The organism is Enterococcus sp. AMC1157, from assembly GCF_058216555.1.
This window is the reverse complement of record NZ_CM177099.1, coordinates 1,653,459-1,673,380: the sequence shown is the minus strand read 5'-3', so window position 1 is coordinate 1,673,380 and position 19,922 is coordinate 1,653,459. Positions and strand designations below refer to the sequence as shown.

The 19,922-nt window shown below is 37.4% G+C and carries 10 protein-coding genes, 1 pseudogene and 1 other annotated feature; of the genes and pseudogenes, 7 read left to right on the top strand and 4 right to left on the bottom strand.

The annotated features are described in order from the left end of the window. Window positions 1–760 precede the first annotated feature (760 nt). A complete protein-coding gene (gene rpoB, locus AC4BBX_RS07995; RefSeq protein WP_490455784.1) occupies window positions 761–4,363 on the top strand; it encodes a DNA-directed RNA polymerase subunit beta in 3,603 nt (1,200 codons plus the stop codon). Window positions 4,364–4,471: 108 nt separating this feature from the next. Further along, entirely contained in the window at window positions 4,472–8,122 is a 3,651-nt protein-coding gene (gene rpoC / locus AC4BBX_RS07990; RefSeq protein ID WP_490453357.1) for a DNA-directed RNA polymerase subunit beta', read from the top strand. A gap of 161 nt (window positions 8,123–8,283) precedes the next feature. Here the strand turns inward: rpoC and AC4BBX_RS07985 are convergent, their stop codons facing one another. Then, entirely contained in the window at window positions 8,284–10,335 is a 2,052-nt protein-coding gene (locus tag AC4BBX_RS07985; RefSeq protein WP_490453356.1) for a methyl-accepting chemotaxis protein, read from the bottom strand. Between the two features lie 269 nt (window positions 10,336–10,604). Further along, window positions 10,605–10,838: a binding site (T-box leader), on the top strand. A gap of 68 nt (window positions 10,839–10,906) precedes the next feature. On the opposite strand from AC4BBX_RS07985, the pseudogene AC4BBX_RS07980 reads away from it, so the two are divergent. From AC4BBX_RS07980 to AC4BBX_RS07965, 4 genes and pseudogenes are all read left to right on the top strand, one after another. Further along, window positions 10,907–11,998, top strand: a pseudogene (locus tag AC4BBX_RS07980) (5-methyltetrahydropteroyltriglutamate--homocysteine S-methyltransferase). 31 nt (window positions 11,999–12,029) lie between these two features. Continuing rightward, a complete protein-coding gene (locus AC4BBX_RS07975) occupies window positions 12,030–12,509 on the top strand; it encodes an S-ribosylhomocysteine lyase (RefSeq protein WP_490453355.1) in 480 nt (159 codons plus the stop codon). Window positions 12,510–12,857: 348 nt separating this feature from the next. After that, window positions 12,858–14,381 (top strand): ABC-F family ATP-binding cassette domain-containing protein, encoded by a 1,524-nt coding sequence (locus tag AC4BBX_RS07970; RefSeq protein ID WP_490453354.1) that lies wholly within the window; start codon window positions 12,858–12,860, stop codon window positions 14,379–14,381. Between the two features lie 4 nt (window positions 14,382–14,385). Further along, window positions 14,386–14,682, top strand: coding sequence for a hypothetical protein (locus AC4BBX_RS07965; protein ID WP_490453353.1), 297 nt, complete (start codon window positions 14,386–14,388; stop codon window positions 14,680–14,682). Between the two features lie 340 nt (window positions 14,683–15,022). On the opposite strand, the gene AC4BBX_RS07960 is transcribed toward AC4BBX_RS07965, so the two are convergent. After that, a complete protein-coding gene (locus tag AC4BBX_RS07960) occupies window positions 15,023–16,504 on the bottom strand; it encodes a DUF1958 domain-containing protein (RefSeq protein WP_490453352.1) in 1,482 nt (493 codons plus the stop codon). Between the two features lie 83 nt (window positions 16,505–16,587). Continuing rightward, the gene (locus tag AC4BBX_RS07955) at window positions 16,588–17,316 is read right to left on the bottom strand and encodes a DUF554 domain-containing protein (protein WP_490455783.1); all 729 of its coding nucleotides are present in this window, start codon (window positions 17,314–17,316) and stop codon (window positions 16,588–16,590) included. 167 nt (window positions 17,317–17,483) lie between these two features. Here AC4BBX_RS07955 and AC4BBX_RS07950 point away from each other — a divergent pair, with 167 nt between their 5' ends. Next, window positions 17,484–19,433, top strand: coding sequence for a GTP-binding protein (locus tag AC4BBX_RS07950; protein ID WP_490453351.1), 1,950 nt, complete (start codon window positions 17,484–17,486; stop codon window positions 19,431–19,433). A 131-nt stretch (window positions 19,434–19,564) separates the two neighbouring features. Here the strand turns inward: AC4BBX_RS07950 and AC4BBX_RS07945 are convergent, their stop codons facing one another. Next, window positions 19,565–19,921: a hypothetical protein gene (locus AC4BBX_RS07945; RefSeq protein WP_490453350.1), complete on the bottom strand. Its 357-nt coding sequence runs from the start codon at window positions 19,919–19,921 to the stop codon at window positions 19,565–19,567. Window position 19,922: the final 1 nt, after the last annotated feature.

Genomic DNA, 19,922 nt, shown 5'->3' with positions numbered 1-19,922 from the left:
CACTGCACAACGAAGTCTGCTTTTGTCGACCGTGGGACCAACTGGAGCCTGTAGTCTCCAGTCTGTCAAGCTTCAAACTGTCACTAATTGCTGCGCTAAGTGACAGTATTTCACATTGACTCCTTTTCACGGTGACAGCGCAGTCTTCGTTGTTCCGTTACGCTAGATAGATGTCAAAATTTTCGTAAATGCAATAATAAAGTTATCACGTACGTTAAAAGTAATTGCAGAAATGAATTCAATAGTACCACTTGTCAAGCAACCTACAGCGTAACGAAGAGAGAGGCTTGTGTTGTCGCCACGTCAAGAATTCAATGTGAACAACGCACAGTTGCCAATTGATTGGTTACTGTGCGTGTGAAGCTTGAAAGCTTCAAGACTACAGGCTTGAAGCGGTTCCGGGCTGACCTAAGCAAGACTCTCTCGTAGTGAAGCGTCAAGTTTGCCATGAATAGTAAAATGACAAAAAATAGCACTTGACAACGAGAAGGTTAGACCTTGACGCAAGAAGAAAAAGTATGTATAATTAATAGTTGCAAAAACTATCTAATAACGAATGAGCAGAAACGAAATATTGTCCGTTTCGGCTTGGGAATAGGGAAAACAAAAGTAGAACTTCAAAAAAGAAGCAAGTCTATTTTTGGTTTTTTTTTGCTCAAATGCCGCAAAAAATGTTCGATGTTACACATGTTTAATATTTGTAACTGAAACGTAATATTTGGATATGTATTTTGAAAGACTTTTTAGAGGGGTGAAGAACTTGGCTGGACACGTAGTAAAATACGGAAAGCATCGCGAACGTAGAAGTTTCGCACGTATCAGTGAAGTGTTGGAATTACCGAATTTGATTGAAATTCAAACAGACTCTTACCAATGGTTCTTAGACGAAGGGCTAAGAGAAATGTTTGAAGACATCTTGCCAATTGATGACTTTAATGGAAACCTGTCCTTGGAATTTGTAGATTATGAGTTGAAAACACCAAAATACACAGTAGAAGAAGCACGCGCACATGACGCAAACTATTCTGCACCGTTACACGTAACTTTACGTTTAACAAACCGTGAAACTGGTGAAATCAAATCACAAGAAGTATTCTTCGGAGATTTCCCACTAATGACTGAGCAAGGAACATTCATCATTAACGGAGCAGAGCGTGTAATTGTATCTCAATTAGTACGTTCACCTGGTGTATATTTCCATGGAAAAGTAGACAAAAACGGAAAAGAAGGTTTTGGTTCAACTGTGATTCCTAACCGTGGCGCATGGTTAGAAATGGAAACAGATGCCAAAGATATTTCTTACGTACGTATTGACCGTACTCGTAAAATCCCATTGACTGTATTAGTTCGTGCCTTAGGTTTTGGCTCAGATGATACAATTTTTGAAATTTTTGGCGATAGCGAATCATTACGCAACACGATTGAAAAAGACTTGCATAAAAACGCAAGTGATTCTCGTACCGAAGAAGGCTTAAAAGATGTTTACGAGCGTCTTCGTCCAGGAGAACCAAAAACAGCAGACAGTTCTCGTAACTTGTTAAATGCTCGTTTCTTTGATCCACGCCGCTATGATTTAGCTGCTGTTGGACGTTACAAAGTCAACAAAAAATTAGACCTTAGAACACGTCTGTTGAACTTAACTTTAGCAGAAACATTGGTAGACCCAGAAACAGGCGAAATCATTGCTGAAAAAGGAACAGTTCTAACACATCAAGTAATGGAAGATACTTTAGGAGATTACTTGGTAAATGGCTTGAATTCTGTAACTTATTATCCATCAGAAGACGGTGTAGTTACTGATCCAATGACCGTGCAAGTGATTAAAGTATTTTCACCAAGAGATCCAGAACGTGAAGTGAACGTGATTGGTAATGCTTATCCAACATCTGAAGTACGCACCGTGCGTCCAGCAGATATCGTTGCTTCAATGAACTATTTCTTCAACTTAATGGAAAATATCGGAAACGTGGATGATATTGACCATTTAGGAAATCGTCGTATTCGTTCGGTTGGTGAATTATTACAAAACCAATTCCGTATCGGTTTAGCTCGTATGGAACGTGTTGTACGTGAACGTATGTCTATTCAAGATACAGAAACGTTAACACCACAACAATTAATCAATATCCGTCCAGTAGTAGCAAGTATCAAAGAATTCTTTGGTTCTTCTCAGTTATCACAGTTCATGGACCAAACAAATCCTCTAGGAGAATTGACTCATAAACGTCGTCTTTCTGCCTTAGGACCTGGTGGTTTGACTCGTGACCGTGCTGGATATGAAGTTCGAGACGTTCACTATTCCCACTATGGTCGTATGTGTCCAATCGAAACGCCTGAGGGACCGAATATCGGTTTGATTAATAGTTTGGCTTCTTACGCAAAAGTAAATCGTTATGGATTTATTGAAACACCATTCCGTCGTGTAGATCGTGAATCTGGTCGTGTAACAGATCAAATTGACTACTTAACAGCGGATACTGAGGACCACTATGTTGTGGCCCAAGCAAACAGTTTATTAGATGAAGATGGAAAATTTGTGAACGATATTGTTATGGCTCGTGCAACAAGTGAAAACATCGAAGTATCTATTGATAAAGTGGATTATATGGACGTATCACCTAAACAGGTAGTTGCCGTTGCGACAGCATGTATTCCTTTCTTGGAAAACGATGACTCCAACCGTGCCTTGATGGGTGCCAACATGCAGCGTCAAGCTGTGCCATTGATTAATCCTCAAGCTCCATGGGTAGGAACTGGTATGGAATACAAATCAGCTCATGACTCAGGTGCTGCATTACTATGTAAACATGATGGAGTTGTAGAATATGTAGATGCTTCTGAAGTTCGCGTTCGTCGTGACAATGGAGCATTAGATGTATACCACGTAACAAAATTCCGTCGTTCAAACTCAGGAACAAGCTACAACCAACGCCCATTAGTTTTATTAGGCGAAAAAGTAGACAAAGGCGATATCTTAGCTGATGGACCTTCAATGGAAAGTGGCGAGATGGCGCTAGGACAAAACGTATTGGTTGCCTTCATGACATGGGAAGGTTACAACTACGAGGATGCCGTTATCATGAGTCGTCGTTTAGTAAAAGATGACGTCTACACTTCTGTTCATATTGAAGAATACGAATCAGAAGCTCGTGATACAAAATTAGGACCTGAAGAAATTACGCGCGAAATTCCTAACGTTGGGGAAGACGCATTAAAAGATTTAGATGAAATGGGTATTATCCGTATTGGTGCGGAAGTGCAAGATGGTGATTTATTAGTAGGGAAAGTTACGCCTAAAGGAGTAACAGAATTATCTGCTGAAGAGCGTCTATTGCATGCTATCTTTGGTGAAAAAGCACGTGAAGTACGTGATACTTCTCTACGTGTACCTCACGGCGGTGGCGGTATCGTTCATGATGTGAAAATCTTTACCCGTGAAGCTGGCGATGAATTATCACCAGGCGTTAACATGTTAGTTCGTGTGTATATTGTTCAAAAACGTAAAATTAACGAAGGAGATAAGATGGCGGGTCGTCATGGTAATAAAGGGGTTGTTTCCCGTATTATGCCTGAAGAAGATATGCCATTCTTACCAGACGGAACACCAGTTGATATCATGTTGAACCCATTAGGGGTACCATCTCGTATGAATATTGGTCAAGTATTAGAATTGCACTTAGGGATGGCAGCACGTCAATTAGGTATTCACGTAGCAACACCAGTATTTGATGGTGCTGACGATGATGACGTTTGGGACACTGTTCGTGAAGCTGGCATGGCTAGCGATGCAAAAACTGTTCTTTATGATGGACGTACCGGTGAGCCATTTGATGGACGTATCTCCGTTGGGGTTATGTACATGATTAAACTTGCTCACATGGTTGATGATAAACTTCATGCTCGTTCAATTGGACCTTACTCATTGGTTACTCAACAACCTCTTGGTGGTAAAGCTCAATTTGGGGGACAACGTTTCGGAGAGATGGAAGTTTGGGCATTGGAAGCATATGGTGCTGCTTATACCTTACAAGAAATCTTAACTTACAAATCTGATGACGTGGTTGGACGTGTGAAAACATACGAAGCGATTGTCAAAGGTGAACCAATTCCAAAACCAGGCGTACCGGAATCATTCCGCGTATTGGTGAAAGAATTACAATCACTTGGGTTAGACATGCGTGTGTTAGACATCGAAGAACAAGAAATTGAACTTCGTGACATGGACGATGACGATGATGATTTGATTACTGTAGATGCGTTGACTAAGTTTGCGGAACAACAAAATGCCCGTGAAGCAGAACAAAACGCAACAAAGAAACCTGCAGATGAAGAAAATGCACCTGTAGATGCTCCGTTAGATTAAACAAGTCCCTTTTAAGGAGAGGTATTAGGTTTCCCCTAATACCCATCCTTTCAATTGGAAATTTGTTAGTCTGTATGTAGCCATGAAATGAAATGGAGGGAACCCCTTTTGATCGATGTAAATAAATTCGAAAGTATGCAAATAGGTTTAGCTTCTTCAGAAAAAATCAGAAGCTGGTCTTATGGTGAAGTAAAAAAACCAGAGACTATTAACTATCGTACTTTAAAACCTGAACGTGAAGGGTTGTTTGACGAGCGTATTTTCGGTCCTACAAAAGACTGGGAATGTGCATGTGGAAAATACAAACGTATCCGTTACAAAGGGATTGTTTGTGATCGCTGTGGTGTAGAAGTGACTCGTTCAAAAGTTCGTCGTGAACGTATGGGTCATATCGAATTAGCTGCTCCGGTTTCTCACATCTGGTATTTCAAAGGTATTCCATCACGTATGGGTCTAGTTTTAGACATGAGCCCTCGTGCTTTAGAGGAAATCATCTATTTTGCCTCTTACGTCGTGATTGATGCTGGAAATACAAGCCTAGAGAAAAAACAATTATTAACAGAACGTGAATACCGTGAAAAACGTGATCAATATGGCCAAGAATTTAATGCAGCAATGGGTGCAGAAGCAATTAAGCAATTACTTGATTCTGTTGACTTAGATGGTGAAGTTGTTGAATTAAAAGAAGACTTAAAAACAGCTTCTGGTCAAAAACGTACACGTGCGATTCGTCGTTTAGATATTTTAGAAGCTTTCCGTACTTCTGGAAACAAACCAAGTTGGATGGTTATGGACGTTGTTCCAGTTATCCCGCCTGATTTGCGTCCGATGGTTCAATTGGAAGGTGGACGTTTTGCAACATCTGATTTGAACGATTTATATCGTCGTGTAATCAACCGTAACAATCGTCTAAAACGTTTGTTAGATTTGAATGCACCAAATATCATTGTTCAAAATGAAAAACGTATGCTTCAAGAAGCAGTAGATGCTTTGATTGATAATGGTCGTCGTGGCCGTCCAGTTACTGGACCAGGTAACCGTCCATTAAAATCTCTTTCTCATATGTTGAAAGGGAAACAAGGTCGTTTCCGTCAAAACTTACTAGGTAAACGTGTTGACTACTCTGGTCGTTCAGTTATCGTAGTTGGACCAAACTTGAACATGTACCAATGTGGATTGCCAAAAGAAATGGCAATTGAATTGTTCAAACCATTTGTGATGCGCGAACTTGTTCAACGTGAATTAGCATCAAACATCAAAAATGCGAAACGTAAAATTGAACGTGGAGAAGATGACGTCTGGGATGTATTAGAAGACGTAATCAAAGAACATCCAGTTCTATTGAACCGGGCACCTACTTTGCATAGATTAGGTATCCAAGCCTTTGAACCAGTTTTAGTTGAAGGTCGTGCGATTCGTTTGCATCCACTTGTGTGTGAAGCTTACAATGCCGATTTCGATGGAGACCAAATGGCGGTTCACGTACCATTAAACGAAGAAGCACAAGCTGAAGCTCGTATGTTAATGCTAGCTGCTCAAAACATCTTAAATCCAAAAGATGGTAAACCAGTTGTTACACCATCTCAGGATATGGTCTTGGGTAACTATTACTTAACAATGGAAGAAGACGATCGTGAAGGCGAAGGTATGATCTTCCGTGATATGGATGAAGCAGTTACTGCATGGCGTAATGGTTATGTCCATTTACACTCTCGTGTTGCTGTAAATCCAGCAAACTTAGGTGAAAAACCATTCACTGAAGAACAAAAACAAAACTTGATGGTGACAACAGTTGGTAAAATTATCTTTAACTCAATTATGCCACCAGAATTCCCTTACTTGAACGAACCAACAGACTTTAACTTAACAGTTCAAACTCCTGATAAGTATTTTGTTAAACCTGGAACTGATATTCCAGCATTTATCAAAGAACAAGAACTAGTTGGACCATTCAAAAAGAAAAACTTAGGAAATATTATTGCCGAAGTCTTCAAACGTTTCCGTGTAACTGAAACATCTCGTATGTTGGACCGTATGAAAGACTTAGGATACAAACATTCTACTCATGCAGGTATTACTGTAGGTATTGCTGACATCATGGTTTTAACTGAAAAACATGATATTATCGATGCTGCCCATAAACAAGTAGAAAATATTACTAAACAATTCCGTCGTGGTTTGATTACAGATGACGAACGTTATGAACGTGTTATTGGTGTTTGGAACACAGCCAAAGATGAAATTCAATTAAAACTGATGGAATCTTTAGATGCGAAAAACCCAATCTTCATGATGTCTGATTCTGGTGCCCGTGGTAACATCTCCAACTTTACTCAGCTTGCTGGTATGCGTGGATTGATGGCCGCTCCGAGTGGTAAAATCATGGAATTACCAATCATCTCAAACTTCCGCGAAGGATTAACCGTCTTGGAAATGTTTATCTCTACCCATGGAGCTCGTAAAGGAATGACCGATACAGCCTTGAAGACAGCCGATTCAGGTTACTTGACTCGTCGTCTGGTAGACGTAGCCCAAGATGTTATCATTCGTGAAGACGATTGTGGTACTGACCGTGGACTAGATATTAAAGCAATTCGTGAAGGTAACGAAATTATTGAATCATTAGAAGAACGTCTAATTGGACGTTACACTCGTAAATTAGTCGCTCATCCAGAATCTGGTGAAGTAATGATTGGCGCTAATGAATTAATTACCGAAGATATTGCAAGACAAATCGTGGATGCAGGAATTGAAAGAGTTTCAATCCGTTCTGTATTTACATGTAATACAAAACATGGTGTATGTAAACATTGTTATGGTCGTAACCTAGCAACTGGTAACCAAGTTGAAGTGGGAGAAGCAGTTGGTACTATCGCTGCCCAATCTATCGGTGAACCTGGTACTCAGTTAACAATGCGTACTTTCCATACAGGTGGGGTTGCCGGAGATGATATCACTCAAGGTCTACCTCGTGTCCAAGAAATTTTCGAAGCACGTAATCCAAAAGGTCAAGCTGTTATTACTGAAGTAACAGGTGACGTTATTGATATTTCTGAAGATGCAGCAACTCGTACGAAAGAAGTAACTATCAAAGGTGAAACTGATACTCGTACGTATGTCGTACCATTTACAGCGCGTATGAAAGTCGCTGAAGGTGATATGATCGAACGTGGTGAAGCATTGACAGAAGGTTCAATTGAGCCAAAACACTTGCTACAAGTAAGTGATGTGTTGACAGTAGAAAACTATCTATTGCGTGAAGTACAACGCGTGTACCGTATGCAAGGGGTAGAAATCGGCGATAAACATATCGAAGTAATGGTTCGTCAAATGTTGCGTAAAGTTCGTATCATGGATCCAGGTGAAACAGATATCTTACCAGGAACTTTATTAGATATTGCTGACTTTAAAGATCGTAACTATGAAGCGATTGTTTCAGGTCGTGTACCTGCGACTTCTCGTCCAGTATTACTAGGTATTACTAAAGCATCATTGGAAACAAACAGCTTCTTATCTGCTGCTTCCTTCCAAGAAACAACTCGTGTGTTAACTGATGCGGCAATCCGTGGTAAGAAAGACCCACTTCTAGGCTTGAAAGAAAATGTTATTATCGGTAAAATCATTCCAGCTGGTACTGGTATGCCTCGCTACCGTAACATGGAGCCAAAAGAAGTAACAGTTGCAAGCGAAAATGTTTATAGCATTTCAGACATCGAAGCCCAAATGGCTGCTGAAGATGCCTTGAATGAATTAAAATAAACTTAATGAAAAGCCTCTCGTTTTTGCGAGAGGCTTTTTTTGAATGTTATTATATAATCAGTAAATTTTCTGACTATAAATTAAAAAAACTCCTTTATCATGTTTAAGGCAGCTGAAGCCACTTGATAAAGGAGTTTTTGTAATGAAATGATTAGGGAAACCTATTTTTCGATAATAAATTGATTGGTCAAAGTTTTTAACCCGTCAGAAATAGCTTGTAATTCTGACACATGTCCAATAAATTCTTCCATAGTTGCTAAAACTTCTTCTGCATTGGCAGAGACCTCTTGGGTACCAGCGGCATTTTCTTCTGTAGAAGCAGAAATATTCTCTAAATTTTCTAATACAATATTTTGAATTCCGACAATTTGATCAGTCGCTAGTTGAATGGTTCCAATACTAGTAATCAAGTTGCTATTGTGGGTAAAGACTTCGTTCGAAGAAGTGATTGCTTGTTGAATCAATTGAGATTGTTTCTCTCCGCCATCCAATGAACGGGACGTTTGAGTGACCATCTCTTTGGATTGATTTTGGATTTTAGCAATAATCGTTTCGATTTCTAGAGTTGAAGCTTTGCTTTGCTCCGCTAATTTTCGAATTTCACTAGCGACGACAGCAAATCCTTTGCCAGACTCACCCGCACGAGAAGCTTCAATCGAGGCATTCAAAGCTAAAAGATTTGTTTGATAAGAAATATCGTTAATAACACTAATGATTTGATTGATATTTTGAATATTACCATTCATCTCGTTCATATTACCCATCAGTTGACCCATTTGTGAAAGCTCTGTTTGCCAGTTATGATTCACTTCATCCATGACTTCCAAGCTTTGCTGGTTGATTCCAGCCGACTCTCTTGATTGTTGATTCATGTGAGTCACATTGGTTAGCAGCTCTTGAACGATGTCCGAAAGTTGATGGACTTGCGTAACACTTAATTCTGTTTCTTGTGCTTGACTACCTGTTACCTCGGCAATACCAGTGATTGTCTCAGTCACTTCTTCTGTGGCACTGCTCGTTTGTTTAGATAGCTCTAATAAAGAATCCGACATGCTTGCGACATGTAAACTTTCACCTTGTACTCGTCCAATCAGTGAACCAACTATTTCAACCATTCCGTTAAATTGCGCCACTAATTGTTGAATTTCATTACCTTGTTTATCCGGATAGGTTACTTTTCTAGCTAAGCCAGCAATTCCACGACCTTTTTCTTTTTTATCTAATTTTTTCATCGTTTCTAAACGACCTTGACTAATTTTTTCAAATTCAATAGAAATTGAATTAAGAATATTTCGGACAAAAGCAACCACGAAAATAACCATAATGATTAGAACAATCGTCATACCTAGTCCAACAATTCCAGAGTTCCATAAAAGAGAAAGACTTTCTGCCTGGTATTCATTACTTTTCCAAGTAATAAAGACCCATGTTGGATTATTTTCGTTGCCTTTTTCAAAATAAACCGCGTCTGAACCATTATTTGCTGCCAGATTCCCAGAGATTTCTGAAGATTCACGGATAGCAATAAAATTTTCATAATCAGAAATATCTGCATCGATTAAGGATTGATCTGTAGCATCTAAAACAATTCCTTCCGATGAGGTAAAGTATATTTCGCCAGTTCGGCCAACGGATTGGTTATTGATTGCCGCACTAACAGTGTGATAAGAAACATCAATTGCTAGTACTCCTTCTTCTCCGGCATTATTTGTAATGACTTTTGCCAAAGTGGTGACATATTCACTTTTATCTGTTCCTTCACTTAAGTAAGGTTGCGTTTGAATGACTTCGCCCTTATGCTTCATGGCTTCGATAAACCAAGGTCTTTCATCAGGAATGTAAGTAGGATCAAAGGGATAATCAATACTTTCCACATAAAGATTATCCGTAGTAGCAAAAATCATGTATTTTACATTTTTATCGGCAGCACCAGAAGTTTTCAGTAATTGGTCGATAGCTTCTAAATCAAATGCATTTTGTAATTCAGGTGTAGCAGCTAGTGTTTCGATACGATAAGTAGTTGATTCCATTAAATCTTCTTGAATAGCCATCACGGTATTAGCTGCACTGATTTGTGCAGAATGATTCCGTTCTTGTAATAAACTTTTTGTACTAGCGGAGCTGATTAAAAACATAATGATCAAAGGAATCAAAGCAGTTAATAATAACACCGTCGTAATGAGTCCCCCAATACTTTTTCTTTTTTGCTTCATAGTGTAGTTCCCCTTCTCTTAATACAAAGATAAATACCTATTAAGATAATCGGCTGAACTTTCAGAAAATTTAATCAAATAGATAATAGTGTTTACCATAATATAGAAAAAAATTCTGCTATTTCCCTCCCAAGATAATCATCGTTGCAGCAAATCGTACGAATTTATTTAAGAAGAGCGCTATAATTTCAGCTGTGTTTTTTTGAAAGTCTTTTTTTTCGACTTGACTTTGTCTCTCTATTTCTGATATAGTCATTACAAATTTATAACTAAACACAGTGAGAAAGAAAGTAAATCAATTATTTTTTCTTAGAGAGTCTCGGTTTGCTGAAAAGAGATAAAAAAGAATTGTTTGAAAATGGCTTTTGAGTGGATTCTCTGAATAATTAAGAGAATACGGTCGGTTCCGTTAATAAACCACAGTCTCCAAATGATTTGGGTACTGAATGAGGTAGTATTTGTGAAAATACTATAGATTAAGGTGGTAACGTGTAGCCCTTAGATGTCTTTTAAGATGTCTAAGGGCTTTTTTATTTAATAAAAGAAGGAGACTGGTATTTATAACTAGACCATATCGTTGGATCAAGTGGGTAGTTTTTTACGTCCACAAGAATTGAAGGAAGCTAGAGAAGCCTATAAACAAGGAACAATTACAAAAGACGAACTAACAGAAATGGAAAACGCGGCAATTATTGAATTAATTGCTAAGCAAAAGGAAATCGGCTTAAAAGCTGTAACTGATGGTGAATTTCGTCGTCGTTGGTGGCATTTAGATTTTATTGCTGGTTTAAATGGAATTACAGTTTACGATTTTGAAACGACTGCTTTTGGTATTACGACTGAAGCACAAGGAACCTATGTGAGTGGAGACTTGTCATTTAATGAAGAGCATCCCTTTTTAGATCATTTTCGATTTACTAAAGAACATGCAGGAGAGGTGGATGCGAAACAAACCATTCCTGGGCCAAATATGATTTATCTGGATTCATTTATCTTATCTAAACACTACCATGAAAATCCTGTGTACGAAACGAAAGAAGCCTTTGTAGTTGATTTGATTACGAATTATCGTGCAGCTATTCAAGCTTTTTATGATGCAGGTTGCCGTTATCTACAGTTAGATGATACAAGTTGGGGTGGTTTGTTTGATGATCGTTTCCGTGGTTTGATTGCCAGTAATGGTTACAATCCTGATGAATTAATTCAAGAGTTTGGCGACATTATGGAAGCTGTTTTGGCAGACAAGCCAGCTGATTTAACTGTAACCTTCCATTTCTGCAAAGGAAACTTCCAGTCTCATTGGCTTTACAATGGTTCCTATGATAAAATTGCAGAGTGTTAATTGTCAATTACACAATTCGATGGTTTCTTTTTGGAATTTGATGATGAACGTTCAGGTAGTTTTGAACCACTAAAAAATATCAAAGATCAACGAATTGTTTTAGGGTTAGTTACGACTAAAACACCAGAATTAGAGGATAAAGAAGAACTAAAGGTACGCATTAAAGAAGCGACAAAATATGTTCCATTAAATCAATTATGTTTAAGTCCACAATGTGGTTTTTCTTCAACACATGAAGGAAATAAAGTAAGTGAAGAAGATCAATGGAAAAAATTTGCTTTGATTATTGAAGTAGCAAAAGAAGTTTGGGGAGAAGCATAAGCTTATCACTAAAAATAGGAGGTTACAAAGAATGGCAGAAGTAGAAAGTTTCACACTAGATCACACCGAGGTAAAAGCACCGTATGTCCGACTAATTGCCGAGGAGACAGGAAGTAAAGGAGATGTAATTGCGAATTACGATTTACGTTTTTTACAACCGAATCTAAAAGAAATGCCAACTGGTGCAATCCATACACTAGAGCATTTATTAGCTGATTTAATGCGAGATCGTTTAGAAGGAATTATTGATATTTCTCCTTTTGGATGTCGTACAGGCTTCCATTTAATTACCTGGGGAGTACCTAGCTCTACCGAGGTAGCCAAAGTGCTAACAGAAGTATTAACAATTATTGCGAACGAAACAAAATTTGAAGATATTCAAGGCGTATCAGAAAAAGAATGTGGAAATTTCCGCGATCATTCTTTGTTTGGTGCAAAAGAATATGCTAAATTAGTGCTTGAAGCAGGAATTAGTGATGATGCGTTTGAAAGACATGTAGTCAAAATTTAATAAATAAGAGTAAAGCATCTCTTTTGATTTAGTCAGAGGGATGTTTTTATTGGTTAGGGATTTCCTGACAATATCTTAGTCTTACCAAGTGGACTTTTTCAAACCTGCATGTTAGACTTACCAATGACAGAAAGGATGTTGAAGATGTTTTTTAAATCCTATTTGAAATTTGTAAGAGAAGCTACTTTTAACAATTAGAGATGAAGCATTGTTAAAAGCGAGCTATTGCCTTCATCAAAAAAGACTAAGCTTCTTTAAGTTGGCCTTTTTTGATGAATTAGATAATGTGTAGCGAAGCCGTAGACAATGCGTCTGCGGCTGTTTATTTGCTAAGAAATGGAGAGAGAAATGCTAAGTTTAAATGGAATTACGCAACAATTTGGAGATAAAATTTTATATGAGGATTTGAATTTACAAGTAAATCGCGGGGAACATGTCGGACTGATTGGACAAAACGGTGCGGGAAAATCTACCCTAATTAAAATTATTACCGGAGAACAATTACCTGATGAAGGTCGGGTAGAAATTGCGAAAAATTGTCACTTAGGTTATTTGGATCAATATGTTCGAGTCAATGAAACCCTGACAATTGAAGAATTTTTAAAGACGGCTTTCCAAAAAGAATTAGATATTGAACAAGAAATTACTGAATTATATACAAATTACAGTGAAACTTTTGAAGATAAGTTATTAGAAAGAGCGGGTCGTCTGCAAACGGAATTGGATCAAGGAGAATTTTACCAAATGGGTACGTTGATTCAAGAAATGGCGACAGGTTTAGGAATTGATGTCTTAGGTTTAGATAGTTTGCTGAAAAACTTAAGTGGTGGGCAACGTTCAAAAGTAATTTTGGCTAAACTATTACTAGAAAAACCAGATGTTCTGGTTTTAGATGAACCAACGAATCACTTGGATGATACTCATGTTCAATGGTTGACGGACTTTTTGAAAGAGTTTAATGGTACCTTTTTGGTTATTTCCCATGACCGTGTCTTCTTGAACGAAATCACAACCCATATTGCCGATATTGAGTTTGGAAAAATGACTAAATATACGGGGAATCTAACCAAGGCCTTGAAACAAAAAGAAGCCAATCGTGAAAGCTATTTGCGTCAGTACGAATCACAGAAACGTCATATTGAAAAAACCGAAGCTTATATCCGTAAATACAAAGCAGGTTCTCGCTCAACAATGGCAAAAAGTCGTGAAAAACAATTGGATAAAATTGAGCGTTTAACGCCTCCAGGAGAAGCGCCAAAACCGAATTTTCAATTTCCATACAAACCAATTGTCAGCACTTTGGCTTTGACAACGGATCAATTAGTGGTTGGTTATGATCGACCATTGTTAAATCCAATCAATTTGACGATTCGTTATGGAGAAAAGATTGCGATTCGAGGATTTAATGGAATTGGGAAATCAACTTTATTAAAAACCTTAATCGGAGAAATTCCAGCTATTTCTGGAGAATTTCATTTTCCTGCAAACACGAAAGTCAATTATTTTTCTCAAGAATTGGTTTGGGAATCACCATTAGAAACACCTTTGCAGTATTTAGGAAACCTTTACGAAAAAGCAACCATTAAAGATTTGCGTCGCCAATTATCACGAGCGGGATTAGTCAATCAGTTGGCACAAGAACCATTAAAAATGTTAAGTGGTGGGGAGCAAACGAAGGTCAAGTTAGCGCAAATGACAATGACGGAAGGTAATTTATTGATTTTAGATGAACCGACCAACCATATTGATCAAGAAGCGAAGGAAAGCCTGCAAGAGAGTTTAGCAGCTTATCCAGGAACTGTTATTGTGGTTTCTCATGAACAAGAATTTTATGAAACCTTTGTTGAACGTGTGATTGAAATCGAGGGGTAAGCAAATGAACGAACAATTTAACGAATTACATTTAACCGTTATGGAACTACCGATTGAATTTACAGAAGATGTACCGTTATATAGTGGTTATTTACGAGAGCTTCCTTTTATTACAGGTAGTGGTCACTCGAAAAAAGAAATGTACCGACAGTTGTTAGAAAACTATCAAGAGTATGCTGAAAGCCAAATAGTAGAAGAATCCACGGAAGAAATGACCTCTTCTTTATTATCAATTGATCAATTATTGAAATATTATGATGGTGAAGTCTTTGATGGTTTCGAAATTGACACGGATAAATGAGTCTAGGTCATTCAACTCGTATTTTATAATGAACTTAGCCAGGTCTGAGCATTAAAAACGTCATCGTAAAAATTCATTTATTATTGAAGTTACCACACAAACAATAAAGTCTAGTGGTAATAAGTCAAGATAAAATATCAAAAGATTTTCCATGATTACTTAGTTTTGAAGCGCACTGAACTAAACCCGACCAAAATCAAATTTTTTAAGGGTCGTTTCATGGAATAAGTTTATAATTTTAATGCAACACTAGTGAGCATGAATATACTAAAAAAAGAAGATGTATTCTAGTCGAAAAAAAGACTGTGACAAACTGCGTCACAATCCTTTGAAGGTTCTATTATAATAAATACTGAATAATTAAGATTCCAGCTCCAGCTAATAGTAAGCATACACCGGTCCAAGCCACAATTGATTTATATGGCACAAGACTAGTTGTTTTTTTCTGATGTTTATCTGAACGAGAGAATGCTTCTTCTTCCATTTCTAGATGTTCAAAATCATCTGTGGTATCAGTTTTTTTACGGGGAATGAATAAGGACATCAATAGTAAAATTGGTGATAACAATAACATTCCTAACGCGACAATTGTGAGTTTTGTAATTTCTACCGTTTCGATTAAGAAAGCAAGGAAGGTATACCGTTCTAATTCAACAGGAACTTCTTCAGCTGCTGCTTGGTAAGCAACGGTCGTTTCCGCTAAATCTTCGGAAATTAATGGAAGGTGATTCATCCATTCCACTAAACCATCACTTGCAACGAAGGAAGGCTCTTCATTAATTTTTAGAACACCATACAAATCTTTTTCTACAATAATCTCTTCATCATTAAGCACTTGTTCTCCAGCTTCTAACAGGTCTTTATATTCATAGGTATTATAGATTTCTTGAGTTAACGTGTTACTAATTTTAAAGAGTGAAGACTTACTTTCAATATTCCAAGCATCGCCCACGCCAGTTAAAATCGTGACAATTCTTAAACCGTTTTGACGAGCTGTTGAAATATAACTAAAACCCGAGTCAGGACTAGTTCCAGTTTTAAGACCATCTACTCCTTTTTGAGCGAAGTCTTGTCCAAATAAAGATTCGTTATCGGTAAATATTTCGACTTGATACAAAGAATCTGGCAAAATTGTAAAGGCTGTTTGTTTGGAAAGGTCTAAAATATCTGGGAAAGTATCCAACAAATGGTATGTCAAAATAGCTAAATCTGTGACAGTCGTCTGATTACCAGTGTATATATCAAATCCTTCAGGTTGATAATAGCCCTCAAATTGAACGGCAGATAAGCCAGTTGCTGTATTAAAAGTAGTGTTTGTCATGCCCAGTTCTTCGGCTTTTTCGTTCATTTTAACGACAAAAGCACCATCTTGCTCCTCTAAAGCGTTAGATAGCATTACACTGGCAGCATTGGCTGAAGAAATCAATGCGAGTTGAATCAAATCTTTGATCGTATATTCAACTCCAGCATAGATGGGTTTGTTTTTCATATTTAAATTTGAAATTGCTTCATGATTGGCAGTCGCGACTATCGGAGTATCCATGCTTAACGTACCATTCTGGATAGCTTCTAAAACAAGATAAATGGTCATTAAGTTAGAAAGATCCGTTGCATCAATGATTTGTTCGGCATTGTTTTCATAAAGTATTTGACCGTGTGTAGCTTCGAAAACGATGGCTGCTTCTGGAAGATCATTTTCAGGAACTTCATAACCGGCTTGTTGTGTTTTCTCCAACAAGTCATCCGCAAGAACCACAGAACTGCTAAAGAAGCAGAAAAAAGCGACTAGACCAACGAATAATTTAAGAGTATGTGATTTCAAAAGTGTTCTCCTTTATCGGTGAAATGTATTCCTTATTTTACCATAATTTTCGAAAAAAAGAATTTTTGAGTTGAGTTATTGACTTACATAAGAGGTAAAAACCAATTCACCCAGATCCAGGTAAAAGGCATAACCAGTATCATGGCTGGAATCATGTCTGCAGTCGGAAACATTTTGACTTGAATCATTCGAAAGCCTGTTGCTAACATCAAAAAGCCTCCACAAGCTTTAAAATCAAGAATCATGTCTGGCGTGGTCATTGGGAAAATAATTTTTGCCATTAAAAATAGAATATAAAAAATAATAAATTGCGGAATGGCGATTATAGAAACGACAAAGCCTAAATTACAGGCAAAAATAGCAGCTGTAAAAAAGTCTAATACTGATTTTGAAATTAAAATAGAATGGTCTCCAGTCATGCCTGAATCCAAACTTCCATAAATTCCTGTTCCACTGGCACAGAATAAGACAATGATAGTGACTAAACTTTGCAAAAATTCCTTTTCTGAGATAGCTGATTGTTCAACCGGAAAAAGCTTAGCGATTGGTTTTTGCATAAGTGCAGCTCCTTGATTAATCAGCTTTCCTAAATTTATTAATAGTCCCAATCCTGTTCCGATGACGACAGCAAAAATAACTGCAGGCATATTTTGCATCGGAGTAATGGCGTAAATCCCCATTCCCATCGAACACACACCAAAAATCATCGTTAGATTATTATTTAAATCCTCATCCAAGCGTTGGCCTAATAGACCACCCAAAATTCCTCCTAAAAAGATAGACAATGTGTTAATAATGATTCCTACTGGCATTTTCATTCGACCTTTCTTTGCTACGATTGTTACCAGTATAACAAATTTTAAATATACCTGAAGCTCTTTTTTATTATTTACGAAAGTAAGTATTCTTTAGTTCGGCGAGAAGTTTTTGCTATTTTACTATACAATAGAGGAATAAACTAACTGAATGAGGGAAAGCGATGAATAGAAAAAAGGTAGTCGGTATTTTTTCTCACGTAGATGCAGGAAAAACAACACTAACAGAAGCTTTATTATATAAAAGTGGACAAATTAATGAATTAGGAAATGTTAATAAAGGAACAACTTTTTTTGACCACAATCCAATTGAGCGAAAAAGAGGAATTACTTTTTTAAGTAAACCGATTTTTTTAGAAGAGGCGGAAGTTACATTAATTGATACACCTGGACACATTGATTTAACTTTTGAGATGGAGCGAAGTCTGCAAGTAACGGATTTAGCCATATTATTAGTCAGTGCAGCAGAGGGAGTTACAGGTTATACTGAAACTATTTTTGAATTGTGCCAAATCTATCAAATTCCGCTCCTTGTTTTTATGAATAAATGTGATTTAGACACCAGCCGACCAGAAAAAGTTTTACAAGAATTAGAGGCTTTAGATGAACGATTTATAGAAATGGATCATCTAACTTTTAGTCAAGAGTTTCAAGAAAATTGGGCGCTGTTAGATGAAGATTGGTTTGAAAAAATGGCAGAGAGTACGCCAGAAGAGCAAAAAGAAGAGTTTAATCAATCCGTATTAGCGCGCAAAATATTTCCAGTTATTAAAGGTTCGGCAGCCCAGACGATAGGGGTAGATATGTTATTAGATGCTTTATCTTTCATCGAGCTTCCTCAATCAGAGCTTGGGAATGTAGGGCAGGTTTATAAAATTGCGACCACTAAAGACCAACGTTACCACTTAGTTAAAACAGTATCAGGAGAATTTTCTGTAAAGGATAAAATTTACAGTCCACAACACAAAGAGGTTGAGTTAAAAGTCAATCAATTATTTATTCTTAATGGTGAGAAAGTCACTCCCACTCAGTCAGCAAAAGCTGGTGATATTGTGGGTATTCAAGGGCTAGGTGAGTTGGTAATTGGCGATAAAATTGCTTCAATGGATGTTCCAATGGAAAAAGTACCAGCAAAAGTTGAACTAACACGAGAACCAGCTTTAGAAGTCCAGGTGTTGTCGGAAGTGGAAGTAGATGAACTGCTACAAAATTTCAAATGGTTAGAAATGGAAGATCCCTCTTTGCATGTTCGTTATGTCGAAGAAACCAAAGAAATTTTTGTCCAAGTGGTTGGGCCTATTCAGATGGAATACTTGCAGGAGAGTTATCAATCACGTTTTAATCAAGCCATCACTTTTTCTAAACCAAGTGTTCTCTATAAAGAAACGCTTGTATCTGCTACTCGTGGAAATGGACATTATGAACCCTTACGACATTATGCAGAGGTAGCATTATGGATGGAACCGGGAGAAATAGGTCAAGGAATTGTGTTAAAAAATAATTGTACCTTAGAACAATTATCAGCAAACTATCAAAAAGGGATTCTCCATCATCTACAAGAACGAGTTCATCGAGGTGTGTTAATTGGGGCTCCTTTAACGGACGTAACGATTACTTTATTGGCAGGAGCTGCACACAATCCAGAAACCAAAGGCGGGGATTTTCGAGAAGCTACTTATCGTGCCGTTCGCCAAGGTTTGATGAAAGCCAAAAACCAAGTGTTGGAACCATGGTATCAAGTGAAAATTGCTGTACCTACCGAAATGGTCGGTAAAGTCGTGACGGATATTCAAAAGAATCAAGGAGAGTTATTACCGATTGAAGAAGTTGACGAAGAAATGACCACAATTGAAGCTTTGGTCCCTGTAGCAACATTTATGGATTATCCAATTGAATTTGCTTCATTTACTAAAAATAAAGGACGCTTAACTGCAATTGTCAAAGGTTATTATCCTTGTCATAATCAAGATGAAGTCGTTGCTGTTTTTAATTATGATCCAGAAAGTGACTTGTATCATACACCAAATTCAATCTTTTTTACCAAAGGCAAAGGATACGATGTGAAATGGCAGGATGTGGATAGTAAGTGTCATATTCAGTTGAAAGACAGGTAACGATTTAGGTAATAAAAACAGGGTGTCCGAACTATATTGGATGAAATATATTCTTTTTTCTATAGTTCGGATTTTAATTGTGTAATCAAGTTAGATTACAGTTTGTTAAGTAGGAACAGATACTCTGTGATCTATTGCGAAAGTACTCTGGAAATACTGTCAATATCATTGATATTGATGATGTAGTGCTTGGTTTTCTTTCCTTTATTCGAAGTGATTTCCACCCAATCCTGCTCTATATTAACAATTGTTCCGTTCAATTGGTTAGACTCATTCATCAAGTGTAAATAAGTTCCTCTAATCTGACAGTCACAACCTTGAAAATCTTTTAATTGTTGCAAAATTTCCTGTCGTTCCAAGTCAGAATCGGTTTGCTCTTGTTGCTTTATTTTTTGATAGTTTGGATCCTTGCTTTTAAAAAGTTCAATCAAATCATCTAATCTTGAAAAGAGTATGATTGCTACATAAATACCGACTAACCACCACATA